The sequence below is a fragment of the Rhodoferax sp. LS1R11 genome (genome assembly GCF_056521395.1).
Window position 1 is genome coordinate 55535 of the sequence record NZ_JBWMAW010000017.1, and the last position, 14794, is coordinate 70328.

General features: G+C 61.4%; 11 protein-coding genes. 7 read left to right on the top strand and 4 right to left on the bottom strand.

Features of this window, described 5'->3' with window-relative positions:
* Positions 1 to 6 precede the first annotated feature (6 nt).
* The 5 genes from hda (at position 7) to AC097N_RS17750 (ending at position 5355) form a co-directional block, all read left to right on the top strand.
* Entirely contained in the window at positions 7 to 693 is a 687-nt protein-coding gene (gene hda, locus AC097N_RS17730) for a DnaA regulatory inactivator Hda (protein ID WP_479583387.1), read from the top strand.
* Between the two features lie 4 nt (positions 694 to 697).
* Positions 698 to 1372 (top strand): histidinol-phosphatase, encoded by a 675-nt coding sequence (locus AC097N_RS17735; RefSeq protein WP_479583388.1) that lies wholly within the window; start codon positions 698 to 700, stop codon positions 1370 to 1372.
* 74 nt (positions 1373 to 1446) lie between these two features.
* The gene (gene pcnB / locus AC097N_RS17740) at positions 1447 to 3042 is read left to right on the top strand and encodes a polynucleotide adenylyltransferase PcnB (RefSeq protein WP_479583389.1); all 1596 of its coding nucleotides are present in this window, start codon (positions 1447 to 1449) and stop codon (positions 3040 to 3042) included.
* On the top strand, positions 3039 to 3515 hold the full coding sequence (gene folK / locus AC097N_RS17745; protein WP_479583390.1) for a 2-amino-4-hydroxy-6-hydroxymethyldihydropteridine diphosphokinase: 477 nt from the start codon (positions 3039 to 3041) through the stop codon (positions 3513 to 3515). The genes pcnB and folK overlap by 4 nt, the downstream gene beginning before the upstream one ends.
* A 64-nt stretch (positions 3516 to 3579) precedes the next feature.
* Positions 3580 to 5355 carry a methyl-accepting chemotaxis protein gene (locus AC097N_RS17750; protein ID WP_479583391.1) on the top strand — a complete coding sequence of 592 codons (1776 nt, stop codon included), beginning with the start codon at positions 3580 to 3582 and terminating at the stop codon, positions 5353 to 5355.
* 32 nt (positions 5356 to 5387) lie between these two features.
* Here AC097N_RS17750 and AC097N_RS17755 read toward each other — a convergent pair whose 3' ends face one another.
* The 4 genes from AC097N_RS17755 to AC097N_RS17770 all read right to left on the bottom strand — a co-directional run bounded on the left by AC097N_RS17755 (position 5388) and on the right by AC097N_RS17770 (position 10080).
* Positions 5388 to 5843 carry a RidA family protein gene (locus AC097N_RS17755; protein WP_479583392.1) on the bottom strand — a complete coding sequence of 152 codons (456 nt, stop codon included), beginning with the start codon at positions 5841 to 5843 and terminating at the stop codon, positions 5388 to 5390.
* Positions 5844 to 5905: 62 nt separating this feature from the next.
* Positions 5906 to 6898: a transglutaminase family protein gene (locus AC097N_RS17760; RefSeq protein ID WP_479583393.1), complete on the bottom strand. Its 993-nt coding sequence runs from the start codon at positions 6896 to 6898 to the stop codon at positions 5906 to 5908.
* Positions 6895 to 9600, bottom strand: a complete 2706-nt coding sequence (locus AC097N_RS17765; protein ID WP_479583394.1) for a circularly permuted type 2 ATP-grasp protein — start codon at positions 9598 to 9600, stop codon at positions 6895 to 6897. Before AC097N_RS17765 ends, AC097N_RS17760 begins: the two co-directional genes overlap by 4 nt.
* 60 nt (positions 9601 to 9660) lie before the next feature.
* Positions 9661 to 10080 (bottom strand): hypothetical protein, encoded by a 420-nt coding sequence (locus tag AC097N_RS17770; protein WP_479583395.1) that lies wholly within the window; start codon positions 10078 to 10080, stop codon positions 9661 to 9663.
* A 413-nt stretch (positions 10081 to 10493) separates the two neighbouring features.
* Between AC097N_RS17770 and AC097N_RS17775 the strand changes: the two genes are divergently transcribed.
* Positions 10494 to 11684 (top strand): efflux RND transporter periplasmic adaptor subunit, encoded by a 1191-nt coding sequence (locus tag AC097N_RS17775; protein ID WP_479583396.1) that lies wholly within the window; start codon positions 10494 to 10496, stop codon positions 11682 to 11684.
* A complete protein-coding gene (locus AC097N_RS17780) occupies positions 11681 to 14764 on the top strand; it encodes an efflux RND transporter permease subunit (RefSeq protein ID WP_479583397.1) in 3084 nt (1027 codons plus the stop codon). Before AC097N_RS17775 ends, AC097N_RS17780 begins: the two co-directional genes overlap by 4 nt.
* Positions 14765 to 14794 lie beyond the last annotated feature (30 nt).

The window sequence follows — 14794 nt, forward strand, 5'->3', positions numbered from 1 at the left end:
CAGCGCATGAAGCAAATCGCCCTCGACATAGGCCTGGCCACCGGGCCCACACTGACCAGCTTTTTTGCCGGTCCGAATGAGGCTGCGCTCAAGCACCTCGAACTCTGGGTGGGGGAGAAGTCGGGCGCAGCCCTGCGTTCTCCCGTCCCCACCTACCTGTGGGGAACCAGCGGCAGCGGCAAGACCCATCTGCTCAAGGCCGTTCAGGAGGCGTTGCGGGAGCAGGGGGCGACCGTCGGCTGGCTCGACGCCACGGTACTCTCGCCGCCCGAGTTTGACGAGCGTTGGGCTGCCGTACTGATGGATGATGTGCATCAGTACAACTCGGTGCAGCAGCACGCCGCTTTCAACTGGTTTGTCAATTCCCAAACCCACCAGCGCTGGGTGCTGGGCGCGGGGTCCCTGCCACCTGCCGACCTGAAATTGCGTGATGACTTGCGAACCCGCCTGGGCTGGGGCCATGTGTTCCAGCTTCATGCGCTGAGCGAGCCGGAGCGACGGGCCGTGCTGCGCAAGGCAGCGGATGCGCGGGGTGTTTTTCTCGGCGATGAAGTCATGGATTTCATGCTGACCCGCTTCAGCCGTGACCTGGGCAGCCTCATGGAGTTGCTGGACTTGATCGACGGCTACGCCATGCAGACCAAGCGGAGCATCACCATTCCCCTTATCAAATCCATGATGGAAGAATCCTGACCGCATGAAACTCGCCTTGTTTGACCTTGACCACACCTTGCTGCCGATTGATTCGGACTACTCCTGGGGTTCCTTCACGACGGCACTGGGCTGGACGGACCCGGTGGACTTTGGCCGGCGCAATGACGAGTTTTACGCCCATTACAAGGCGGGAACCCTCGATATTCACGATTACGTGCGTTTTGCCACAGGCGCCATGCGTCGTCAGGGCGCTATCAAATCAGAAGCTGCTCACGTAGACTACATGCGGGCTGTGATTCAACCAGCCATAAAATCTCAGGCTTTGTCGTTGGTGCAGCAACACCAGCAGGCGGGTGACGACGTCATCATCGTCACCGCTACGAACGAGTTTGTCACGCGCCCGATCGCCCAGGCGTTCGGTGTTGCGGAACTGATTGCCGTGGACCTGGAGCGTGACAATTTGCCCGGGGGTTCGGGCTGGTTCACGGGTGAGATTCGGGGGGTTCCGTCGTTTCGCGAGGGCAAGATCACCCGCGTCGAGCAATGGTTGGGTCGCCGTCAACTCGGCTGGGGCGATGTGGAGAGTACTTTTTACAGTGATTCCATCAACGACCTGAGCCTGTTGGAAAAAGTGACCCACCCTGTGGCGACCAACCCTGACGACTCTTTGCGCGCCATCGCGACCCAGCGCGGATGGCGCATACTTGACCTGTTTTAGGTCTTACAGCGTATGGGGGGCAAGATTCGGTTGTTTTTCAATCTGACGCCTGCCCCGCACAGTTTCAGAATTCAATGATTAAAAAATTTATAGACAAGCTCCTGGGGAAATCTCCGTCAGCGGCAAAAAGCAAAAAGCTTCAATTTGGCAAGCGTGAGGAAGTGGGGGTTGACGCCCACGGCATCGACCCGGCGCTGGTGGATGACCGGGCGCTCAACGTGGTGCGCACCCTTAAAAGCGCGGGTTTTGAGGCCTACATCGTCGGTGGCGCAGTCCGGGACCTGATGGTCGGGCTGCGACCCAAAGACTTTGATGTGGCCACCAATGCCACACCCGAGCAGGTCAAGAACCTGTTTCGCCGTGCCTTCATCATCGGGCGGCGTTTTCGCATTGTTCACGTGGTGTTTGGCCGCGGTCGTGAAAACGACGTGATTGAGGTCTCCACCTTCCGTGCCTACATGGACAACGCCGCCGCTGAGGCCGTGTCCGGCAATGAGCGCACCAGCAAAAATGAGTTGGCAGGCATGAAACACGCGGTGGACGCATCAGGCCGGGTGCTGCGCGACAACGTGTGGGGCCCGCAGGAAGAAGACGCTGTGCGGCGTGACTTCACCATCAACGCCATGTACTACGACCCTGAGACCCAGATCGTCGTGGACTATCACAACGGCATCAAGGACGCGAAAAAGCGCGTCATCCGCATGATTGGCGACCCCGCCACCCGTTACCGTGAAGACCCGGTGCGCATCATCCGCGCCGTGCGTTTTGCGGCCAAATTGAGCGGTTTGGGCTTTCAGCTGGAGCCCAAAACGGCGGCGCCCCTGATCAAGTCACAAGAGCTGCTGGCCGATGTGCCGCAAAGCCGCCTGTTTGATGAAATGCTCAAGCTGCTGCAGACTGGTCATGCGCTGGCGTCGATTGCGCAGCTCAAGGCGTTGGGCATGGCACGTGGCATTTACCCGCTGCTTGATGTGGTCGTGGAACGTGCAGAGCAGGTATTTGTCAACGCTGCCCTGAAGGACACCGATCGCCGCGTGGGCGAAGGCAAGCCCGTGGCGCCCAGCTTCCTGTTGGCCTGTGCCTTATGGGCGGATGTGCGTGATGGCTGGGCACAGCGGATCAATGAGCGGCAACATGCCCATCCGGCCTTGCAAGATGCGATTGACGATGTCTTCAATGCCCGTATTGGTGATGTGTCGGGCCGCGGCAAGCTGGCTGGCGACATGCGCGAAATCTGGATGATGCAGCCCCGGTTCGAAAAACGGGTCGGCAGCGCGCCGTTTGGCTTGGTGGACCAGCCGCGTTTCCGAGCTGCGTTTGACTTCATGCGCTTGCGCGCGGATGCTGGCGAAATTGACTTGGTGCTGGCCGACTGGTGGCAAGAGTTCAGCATGGCGAGTGATGAGCTGCGCCAGGACCTGGTGGACCAGGTGCGCGAAGAACAGCAACAGCGCCAACGCGCACCTCGTGTGCACAAGGCGCCAGTGGCCCGTGATGCCGCGCCAGTCGCGCGCGATCCCTCTACAGCCGACGCAGCGGATCTCAATCGCCCGGAAGCAACACCCGAAGGCGAGGCCGGCACGGGTGACGCGCCCAAAAAGCGTCGCCGTCGCCGTCGCCCCAGCGGCCCCCAAACGGGTGGTGAGTCCATGCCGGACAACGGCGCTTGACGTTGTTGTCCCGCCCCGCAGTCACGGCATTTGTGGCCCTGGGCGCCAACCTGGGGGACCCCGCCACTGCGCTGCGATCGGCCATGGATGAGATTGCTGCGCTGCACGATGTCACGCTGGTCCGGCGCTCATCCCTGTACCGCACCGCGCCGATAGAGTCCAGCGGCCCGGACTACGTGAATGCGGTGGTGGAAATACAGACCACTTTATCGGCCCCGGCGCTTTGGGTCCAGCTGCAGGCCATTGAGCAGCGAGCCGGGCGTGAGCGGCCTTACCACAATGCGCCGCGCTTGCTGGACCTGGATATATTGACTTTTGGGGCGGCCTCCATGGACAGCGACCAGCTGACTATTCCGCACCCCCGCATGGTGAATCGAGCTTTTGTCCTGCTGCCTCTGGCTGAAATTGCGCCTCAGCAGGTGACTGCGGCGCAACTTTGGGCGGTGCAGTCGCAAGCCATTGTAAAAATGTAGAACACGCCGGACAGCGGCTGTTTGCCGTACGATCACTGTCAATAAAAATGGTTGGAGACCCCTCATGAATTTTAACAATATGCGCCTTGCGGCCAAACTGTGGCTCGCCACCGGTTTGATGGTTTTGGCTTTGTGCGCGCTGGTCGGATTCGCCGCCTCGCGTTCCGGGGGTGACCGGGCCGAAAGTGCTGCCATTCTTGATGGTCTGACGAGCAAAATCAAATTGACCAACCGTTGGGCCGGGCTGACCGAAACCAATGCAGCGCGCTCCCAGGCCATCTTGCTCAGCATCGATCCTGCCGTGGAGGCGGGCCTGAAAGAGGCCATCAGTGCGACGTCTGCACAGATCGGGGAGATCCAGAAAAGCATTGAAGGCACCCGCCTCACCCCGGCGGACCGTGAGCAGATGGAGAAGATTGCGAGTCTTCGCAAAGTGGTTCTGGAGACGCGCGCTGCTGCCATGAAACTGCGCGCAGACGCCAAACCCGATGAAGTGACAGCCCTTCTCGACAGCCAGTACAAACCGGCCATGACCGTGTATCAGCAATCACAGCGTGATTTTGTGGTGATGCAGGAGCAAGCGTACGAGAAGGCCCGCCTTTTTTATGCCCAACGGTCCAAAGACCTTATTCTGATTTCGGCCGGGTTTGCCGTGTTGTTGATGATCGGCATTCTGGCTGGTGCCGCCTGGCTCATCCGCTCCATTCGCCAGCCGCTGCAGCAAGCCAATGATCTGGCAGCGCGTATTGCCAAGGGTGACCTCAGCATGCAGATTTCTACCCTGCGGGGCGATGAGTTTGGCGACCTGATGCGCTCCCTGGCGTTGATGAATGAGTCCCTGGGCCGCATGGTGCATCAAGTGCGCCAAAGCACCGACAGCATTGCCACGGCCAGTGCAGAAATCGCCAGCGGCAACAACGATCTGGCGCAGCGCACTGAACAAACCTCCAGCAACTTGCAGTCCACCGCGTCAAGCATGGACCAGCTGACCGGTACGGTCCAGCTGAGTGCGGCCAACGCCCGCCAGGCGAGCACACTGGCGGCCAATGCGTCGTCCGTGGCCGAGCGGGGCGGGGCGGTTGTGAAGCAAGTGGTGTTCACCATGGAAGAGATCAACGCCAGCAGCAAGAAGATATCGGACATCATTGGTGTCATTGACGGCATTGCTTTTCAGACCAATATTCTGGCCCTCAATGCGGCTGTGGAAGCAGCCCGTGCCGGTGAGCAGGGACGCGGGTTTGCCGTGGTGGCGAGTGAGGTGCGCAGCTTGGCGCAGCGCAGTGCCGAGGCCGCCAAAGAAATCAAGCAGCTGATCGGCACCTCGGTAGAGAAAGTGGCTTCCGGAACCAAGCTGGTGTCAGATGCCGGGGTCACGATGAGCGACATCGTGCAATCGGTGCGCAAGGTGGCTGATGTGATTGGCGAGATCACGGCGGCTTCCACCGAGCAAAGCGCGGGTATTGCCCACGTCAACCAGGCCATTGGCAACCTGGACCAGATGACGCAACAAAACGCGGCATTGGTGGAAGAAAGCGCCGCGGCGGCCGAAAGCCTGCGGGACCAGGCCAACCAGTTGGCGCAGGCCGTGGCCGTCTTCAAAATCAGGGAGATGGTGGTACACGCGCCAACCCGAGCCCCGCGGAACATCACGCCACAGGCCCAGGCGTTCACTTACAAGCGACCCCTGCCGCTGGCCACTACCCGACGTGCGCCAGTGGTGAATAAGCTGCCGCTATCGCGACCGCTCAGCACGCCGTCGTCAGCGTCGGCCCGGCCAGCACTCGCCAAGCCTGCGCCGGTGATCCAGCGGGCTGCCGAGTCGGACTGGGAGAGCTTTTAAGGCGCTTGACGCCGGTTAGGCGCCTTGGCAGGTCAGGCCAGTTCGGCAATCATTTCGATTTCAACGCAGGCGCCCATCGGAATTTGGGCGACGCCAAAAGCACTGCGTGCGTGCGCGCCTTGCGCACCAAACACCTGGCCAATCAACTCGCTGGCGCCGTTGGTCACCAGGTGTTGCTCGGTGTAGTCGCCGGTGGAGTTGACCAGTGACATCAGTTTGACGATGCGCTTCACACGGTTCAGGTCACCCACCGCCGCGTGCAGTGTGCCCATCAGGTCGATGGCGATCGCGCGTGCCGCGGCCTGGCCTTCTTCGGTGGAGATGTTTTTGCCGAGCTGGCCGACCCAGACCTTGCCGTCTTTTTTGGCAATGTGCCCGCTCAGAAAAACCAGATTGCCACTCTGTACAAACGGCACATAGGCGGCCGCGGGAATCGCCACCGGGGGCAGGGTGATGTTGAGTTCGGCGAGTTTGTCGTAAATGCTCATGATGCTTCCTTTTTTAGGTAAATAGTGCCTGTAGCCCACGTGTGATATGCGCAGGAAGCTATCTAATTGATAGCGTTTTGACTTTGGCTTTGACTTTGAGACTGATTGAGTCCCTGGGATTGGCTTTGTGACTGCGATTGCGATGGGCCTTTGCCACCATCGCCCGGCGCGGGCTCCACCGTGACACCCACGGTCAGCGTATGGCTGGCGCCGCCGTGAATGACGCCGCGAATCGGTGACACATCGGAGAAGTCCCGACCGGTCGCCAGCGTCACGTAGTCTTCCCCCGGTGAATGCCAGCCAGCCCGATCGTTGGTGGGATCAAAGTCGCACCAGCGCTCGCCCGGCGGCAGATCAGGCGCGTACACCGCCACCCAGGCATGGGACGCATCGCTGCCGCGCAGCTTGACGGTGCCGGGCGCCGGTCGGGTGAGGAGGTAGCCACTCACATAACGCGCCGCAATGCCCATGGCCCGCAGGCAGGCGATCATGATGTGGGCAAAGTCCTGGCAAACGCCCTTGCGGTTGGCCAGGGCTTCCAGCGCGGGCGTGTTGATCTGGGTGCTCTGGCTCTCGTAGACAAAGTCCGTGTGAATGCGGGTCATCAGGTCGCTTGCCGCGGCAAGCACACTCACACCCGGTGCAAAACTGGGGCGTGCATAGGCCGCAAAGTCCGGGTGGCGCTGACAAAACGGTGAGGAAAACACAAATTCTGTCGCCGCGTCAAACACGCTGCCCGACTGATACCGGAAGTGCTCACGCGTTTGCTCCCAGCTCATACGGCTCAAAGGCAGCCGGCGGGTCACCGTGCTGACCAGGCTGTGGGCCACCACGGCGAGTTCGCTGTGCGGCGTTTGCAACGAGAAAAAGCAGCGCGGGTTGCCAAACACGTCCAGTGTCTGCGTCATTTGGGCGGGCGTGGGGCTGATCAGCAAAGAATGGCTCAATAGCTGTTGATACCGGGTGCTGACGGGCTGCAGGTAAGCCATGTGCTGCGCGGTTTCGACCGCGGGCATGTAGTTGTACCGGGTTTCATGGGTGATCTGCAGCTTCATGAGGTCCCCATGCTTTGTTTGGTCTCGCCCGAGTGGGTGAAATAAATCGTGCTGATCTCGTCGGATACGGCAAAGGCGGCGGCCGAACACTGCAGCAGCAACTCGTTGAGCGCAAAGTAGTAGCCCGAGCTGTCCGCGGGCGCATCATCCGTCTCCAGAACGGGTTCAGCGTCGTCGGCGTCCCCCTGGGTTTGCACCTCACACAAATGCGTCAGGTCCCAGCAGGCAGGGTTGGGCACCTTCAGGGACAGGGCACTGAGTTCATCCGGCTCGCTGCCAGCCAGTTTGGCCAGGCGACCGCGCATGGTGTGGGCCACCCAGGCCAGCGACCTGGGGTTGTCGCGGTCCAGCACCAGCAGGTCAATCAGCGCGGCCATGTCGCGGCTTTGCTGGAACTGGGCGTGAAAGGTGATGGTGCTGTCAAACAAGGCGATCATGGCCTCAAAGCCGCCCTGGGTGTGGACTGAGCCGGTGGCCAGGCCGCGGGTCAGGGCGCTGGCCAGAAAACTCAGGCGCTCGATGTGACGTCCAATACTGAGCAGGCGCCAGCCGTCGTCGCGGGTCATGCGGTCGGTCTGAGCGCCGGTGATGGCGGCCATGTAGTCGCTGGTGTCCTTGAGGATCTGCAGGGCGTCCAGCGACGAATAGTCACCTTTGCGGGCGTGCTCTGCGCAGCGCGAAAACAACTCTTCCTCGGCCCGTACGATCACACGCCAATGCTCCTGCGACAGCCGGTCGCGCACGGTCGCGCCGGTCATCTTGAGGGCGCGCAGGTAGTAGCCCACGCTGGTGGCGCCCTCGGTGCTGCCCAGGCTGGAAATCAGCGAGCGTTCAAAGACGCGCCGCGCCTGCGCAGCGGAGGGCACACGCGGCAACACCAGGGTATTGGCCACGGCCATCTTGCTCAGCCACGCCAGCAGCGGGGCGGAGGACTGCTCCTCGCCATTGAGGCATTCCAGGGTCAGGCGGGCCAGCCGGATCGCGTTTTCGGCACGTTCGGTGTAGCGGCCCATCCAGAACAGGTTTTCGGCCGCCCGGCTGGTGACCAATCGTTTACGCTGCGCCAGTGTTGCTGGCGTCAGTTGCGGCTGAAGCAGGGTGGTTTTATCCACCTCGCCGCGCGTCAGGGCCCAGACGTCGGCACTGCTGCCGCCGCGTTGCATGGAGGCGATCTCGGCCCCCGCTCCCGCCACCCGGGCCAGACCGCCAGGCAGTACGCGCCAGGATTGCGGCCCGTCTGACACGGCAAATACCCGCAAAATCACCGAGCGTGCAACAACCTGCCCCTCGGCCTCCATGCCTTTGGCCGGTGCATGCCAGGTGGGCATTTGTGACAAGGGCACGTAAGCCTGCACCGTGTGTTCTTCGCTTTGCAAAGCGATGCGGCCCGCCCATTCGTCCAGTTCGCGGGTGGACAGCGAGCGACCCAGGACGGCATCAAAGCTGCCATGGCTGACCGAACCCGGGTAAGTGGGTTTGATGGCGCAGTCCCGCAATCGGGGCAGGGCTTCTTCCATGGCCGAGCGCTCGCCGCACCACCAGGTGGGCAAAGACGGCAGCTGCAGTTCTTCGCCCAGCAGATGCTGTGACAGTGCAGGCAAAAAGCCCAAAAGCGCGGGTGATTCCAGAAAGGCCGAGCCTGGCGCGTTGGCCACCAGCACATTGCCCGCGCGAATGGCCTGCAGCAGACCGGGAACGCCCAGAGTGGAGTCCGGGCGCAATTCCAGCGGGTCCAAATACTCGTCGTCCACGCGCTTGAGGAGACCGTGCACCGGCACCAGGCCTTTGAGCGTCTTGAGGAAAAGACGCTCATCACGCACGATCAGGTCACTGCCTTCCACCAGCGTCAGGCCCAGGTACCGGGCCAGGTAGGCATGCTCAAAATAGGTTTCGTTATACGGCCCGGGCGTGAGCAGCGCGAGGTGCGAATCCACACCCGCCGGGCTCATCTTTTTCATGCTGTCCATCAGCGCACGGTAGGTCCCGGCCAGCCGCTGCACCCGCATGGCCTGAAAAGCCTGGGGAAACTGGCCCGACACGGCCAGCCGGTTCTCCAGCAGGTAACCGAGCCCGGAAGGTGCCTGGCAACGCTGGCTGACCACCCACCAGTTGCCGTCCGGCCCACGGGCCAAATCAAAGGCGGCGATGTGCAGGTGCGTGCCGCCCACGGGTTTGACGCCGTGCATGGCCCGCAGGTAGCCGGGGTGGCCCTGAACCAGTGCCGGGGGCAGCAGGCCCTTGGCCAGCAATTGCTGGGGACCATAGACGTCGGCCATGACACGCTCCAGCACCCGCATGCGCTGCTTGACGCCTTTTTCGATTTGCAGCCAGCTGTTCGCCTCGATGATGAGTGGAAAAAGATCCAGCGACCAGGGGCGCTGCGGCCCGTCTTCGTCGGCATAGACGTTGTAGGTGACGCCGTTGTCCCGGATCTGGCGCTCCAGGCTGACCATGTGCTGGTTCAGGTGGAGCGTGCTGTTGTCAGCGATATTTTCAAAGAATTGGGCCCAAGCCCCCGTCAATTCTTCGGAAGCAGCTATCGAAGTTATAGCAGCCGTGGCAGGATGAGGTGCGCTTGCCGAGGTGGAGCCCCGCAACTCGTCAAAATGCCCAGCTACGGCGGCACAGGCAAGAGCAACTGCGAGCGCATCAGGTGATGCGGGCGGTGCAGCGGGAATGGGTGATTCGTTTACATCTTTCACTGGGTAAGTGTATGCCAGCGTCACCGCTTTAAACCTGCCATACGGTTTACACCCTGTGTCTTACTGCACGGCTGGCGCAATGAGGGTTTCGATCTCTTTGATGACACCACCGCCCTGCACGCTGCCACTGCTGCTACCCAGGCCCTGAACCCGGGCCCGGCAGGCTGTACGGTCGTCCCCGGCCAGTTCGTCGCACCGACGCATCGCATTGGCGCGGTAGTTGGCGGGCGGGCCGTCAAGTGTGCCTTGGCGCTTTTCGGCTTGCGCGGCCCCCGAGTCTTTGAGGCAGGCGGCACGTTCGTCCCCTACCGTGTTGGCCACGCACCATGCCATTTCTTGCTGGTGGTTGCCGGAGGTGTCTATGCCGGTGTCACCTATCACGCCCACCTGCGCGCTGGCGGCCGCGACGGCAAAAATGGCGCTTCCAAGGAAGTAGTTGATGGCCTGGCGCATGGAAGGGGAGGTGGACGTGGTTTGCATGGCGACTCGCTTTGTGGAGGAGGATGCCCCAGTCTAAGAACCCGGCTGCCATCAACCTAGCGGACAAAGCCGGGCCAGAAGCTCGCTTTTTGCCCGTTCGCCTGTAGGCGTTCATTACCCCTTCTGCCAACAGGGCGCTTTACCCAAACTTTGCTGGTATCACCTTGCGAAAACACAATAACGCCACCTGTCCGCCACCGGTAGCTGATAAGCTCAGAAAATTGACAGTGAAGCTAACTAATACACCCGGTTGCCCCCTTCAACGCCTTGAACAAGACGACATGCCTGCGCAGACCTCATTGCTCACAAGCCAGCAGAGGGCGGTGATCCGCTTTCTGGGTGTCACCGTGCCAACGGTCTCTGCCGTGGTTGACCACACTTCTCCCCATTTTTCGACCGCCCATAGAACAACCATGATCACTTCGTACCATCTCTCGAAAATTGCCTGCGGAATTGCCGCGGCCACGCTGCTGGGTTGTTCCGGCAAGGCCGATGTCACCGCACCCGCCGGCGCGCCTGTTGCGCCCAGCAGTGCGCCAGCTGCCGCGGCGGTGCCGGCAGGCCCGCCCGTGAGTGTGACCACGGTGCGTGCAAAAAAGCGCGATTTACCCATTTTGATCAAGGCCACCGGGACCGTCACGCCGCTGACCAGCGTCGACGTCCGGGCGCAAATGAACAGCGTGATCGCCAAGGTGCATATCCACGAGGGGCAATTTGTCAAGGCTGGTGAGTTGTTGTTCACGCTGGACGCGCGGGCAGATGAAGCCAACGTCGCCAAGGCACGGGCGCAGCTCGCCAAGGACCGGGCTGCGCTGGCGGATGCGCAACGCCAGTTTGCGCGGGCCCAGCAGTTGCTGGCGCAAAACTTCATCTCCCAGGGCGCACTGGACACCAGCCAGGCCGCGGTGGATGCGCAAACCGCGACCGTGGCGGCCGATCAGGCCGCCATCGACGCAGCGCGCGTGCCCTTGTCCTACGCCCGCATCACTGCGCCCAATGCCGGACGGGCAGGTGCCATCAGTGTGTTCCCGGGCAGTGCGGTGCAGGCCAACGTCAGCACGCTGGTCACCATCACCCAGCTGGACCCCATTGCTGTGACGTTCAATCTGCCGCAGCGCAACCTGCCAGATGCGCTGGTCGCCCTGAAGGAGGGCGGCGCGCCCGTGACTGCGACCTTGGCGGATGCAGCGGGCAGCTTCAGCGGACGCCTCAAATTTGTGGACAACGCGGTGGACGCCAACTCGGGTACAGTCAAAGTCAAGGCGGTGTTTGACAACCGTGACGGCAAACTCTGGCCCGGTGCCTTCGTTGCGGTCTCCCAGACGGTGAGCACGCTGAAAGACGCGGTCGTGGTGCCTCAGGCCGCTATCATCCAAGGCGCCCGCGGCACGATTGTGTATGTCATGGAGGAGGGTAAAGCGGCGCTGAAGCCCGTGAAGGTGCTCTATGCCCAGGACGCCGATGCGGCGGTCACCGGCGTCAAGGTGGGCGACCCCGTGGTGTTGGATGGCCGTCAAAACCTGCGTCCCGGTACCCCCGTGGTCGAGAAGGTGCGTGAGTCAGCGGGTGCAGCGTCCACGACAACACGGTCCGCAGCACCATGAATATTTCCGAACTCTTCATCCGTCGTCCGGTGATGACGGTCCTGCTCAACGTGGCCGTGGTGATGGCCGGGGTGATCGGGTTTCGCAACATTCCGGTGGCCGCGTTGCCGAGTTACGACACCCCGGTGATCAATGTGTCCGCGGCTTTGCCGGGCGCCAATCCGGAAACCATGGCCAGTTCAGTGGCCTTGCCGCTTGAGAAACAATTTCAAACCGTGCCGGGGCTGAAGACCATCAGCTCAACCAGCACGCTGGGCAATACCTCGCTGACGCTGGAGTTCGAGGAAGGGCGCAATATTGACGCCGCCGCGGTGGATGTGCAAGCCGCCTTGCTGCGCGCACAGCGCTCGCTCCCCACCGACATGACATCGCCACCGTCCTACCGAAAGGTCAATCCGGCGGATGCCCCCGTGCTGCTGATCGCCTTGACCTCGCCTTCGCTCGCACCGTCCGACATGCAGGACTACGCCGAACATTTGATTTCCCCCACCTTGTCCACCATTGATGGCGTGGCGCAGGTCAATATTTTTGGGTCAAAACGTTACGCCGTGCGGGTCCGGGTGCAGCCCGATGCGCTGCAGGCCCGCAACATCGGACTTGACGAATTGAGCGCGGCGCTGCGCGCTGCCAACGTCAACACCCCGGTGGGCACCTTTGAGGGGCCACGCCAGACGCTGACCTTGCAGGCGAACCGTCAACTCAAAAATGCAGCCGATTTTGCCGACCTGATTGTCAGCAACCGCGGGGGGAACCCGGTTCGGCTCAAAGATGTGGCGCGGGTCGAGGACAGCATCGAGAACACCCGGAGTTGGGCGACCCTCAACGGCGAGAACTCCATCACCATTGCAATCCAGAGGCAACCCGGCGCGAACACCGTGCGCGTGGTGGATGCCGTGCGGGCCGCTTTGCCGATGCTCAAAAGCCAGATGCCCCAGTCGGTCAACCTGACCCCGGTCAACGATCGCTCGGTGTCCGTGCGTGAGGCCCTGCACGATGTGACCCTGACCCTGCTGGGCACCATCGTGCTGGTGGTGCTGGTGATTTTCCTGTTTTTGCGCCGGTTTGTTGCCACGGTGATCCCGGCCCTCTCCTTGCCCATCTCACTGATTGGCGCCGTCGCGCTGCTCTGGGGTTTTTCCTACAGCCTGGACAACATCTCCCTGCTGGGGTTAACGCTGGCCGTTGGCCTGGTTGTCGATGACGCCATCGTGGTCCTTGAAAACATCATCCGCCACGTGGAGGAGGGTGTGCCCCCGTTCCAGGCGGCGCTCAAGGGTGCGCGTGAAGTTGGCTTCACCATTATTTCAATTTCCACCTCGCTCATTGCGGTTTTCATTCCGATCTTTTTCATGCCGGGCGTGATCGGTCTTTTGTTCCATGAGTTTGCCGTCGTGGTGGGACTTTCCATTGTGGTGTCCGCCTTTGTGTCCTTGACCCTCGTGCCCATGCTGGCCAGTCGCTTTCTGACCGACGAAACCCATAAAAAGCCACCGGGTCGCGTGGTACGTCTGTTCGAGCGTGGTTTTGACAGTCTGCTCGCGGGTTATACGCGCCTGCTTGACATGGCGCTTCGTCATCGCCATGTGGTGCTGGCAGTGGCGGTGGCGACCTTTATTGCCACCGCATGGCTGCTCGCGGTGATTCCCAAGGGCTTTTTCCCGGAGGAGGACATTGGTCAAATTCAGGTCACCACCGAGTCGTCGGAAGACACTTCCTTTGCCGAGATGGTCCGGCTGCAGGAGCGCGCGGCGACCATCATTCGGGCTGATGCCAATGTGGCGGCCGTGAGTTCGTTCAACGGCGGCAGCGGTGCGCAGAATACCGGGCGCATGTTCGTCACCCTCAAGCCGATGGCCCAACGACAGGCCATGAAAAAGGTCACAGAGGGGTTGCGGCGCAAACTGCGTGAGGTGGCTGGTATCACCATCTTCATGCGACCGGTGCAAAATTTGCAATTGGGTGGGCGACAAAGCAAGGCGCAGTTCCAGTACATCCTGCAAAGCGTTCGCGCTGATGAGCTCAACAGCTGGGCCAGCAAGTTGCAGGACCGTTTGCGCGCCGATCCCCAGTTCAGGGATGTGACCAGCGACTCCCAGTTGCGTGGTTTGCAAGCCCAGCTCAAGATTGACCGCGACCGCGCCAATACGCTGGGGGTGTCCATCGATGCCATTCGCAACGCGCTGTTCAACGCCTTTGGCGAACGCCAGGTATCTACCATTTACCTGCCCACCGACAGCTACCAGGTGATCATGGAAGTACAGCCGGAATCCAAACAGGATGAACAGGCCTTGAACGGCATTTACGTTCGATCGTCCGCAGGCAATTTGGTGCCGCTGTCAAGCTTCACCACCGTGGAGCGGACGGTGGGGGCCACCTCCATCAACCATGTGGGCCAACTGCAGGCCGTGACGGTGTCTTTCAACCTCGCCCCGGGCGTGGCTCTGGGCGACGCGACCGCCAAGATTGATGCGGCACGCGATGCCATTCAAATGCCTGCGTCCATCATTGCCACCTACGGCGGCGATGCGGCGGTGTTCAAGAGTTCACAGGGCAGCCAGACCATCCTCATTGTGGCGGCCCTGTTGGTCATTTATGTGTTGCTGGGAGTGCTGTACGAGAGCTATATCCACCCCATCACCATTCTGGCGGGCTTGCCGTCTGCTGCCGTTGGCGCGCTGCTGACCTTGATGCTTTTTGGCCAGGACCTGACCCTGATTGCGACCATTGGTATCGTGCTGTTGATCGGTATTGTGAAGAAAAACGCCATCATGATGATTGACTTTGCGCTGGATGCCCAGCGCCGTCACGGCATGACACCCGCCCAAGCTATCCGCGAGGCCTGCGTCTTGCGGTTTCGCCCGATCATGATGACCACATTGGCCGCACTGATGGGGGCGTTGCCCATTGCCCTGGGCATTGGCGCCGGTGCTGAATTGCGCCAGCCACTGGGCCTGGCTGTGGTGGGTGGCCTGGTCTTTTCCCAGGCGATTACGCTCTTCATCACGCCCGTGATCTACCTCACGCTGGAGCGATTCAGCGGGCGTGGTCCGGTGACTACACCTGAAGTTCCGCTCGCTTAATCTTCCCGCCCGCCCAATAAAAAAGCGCTT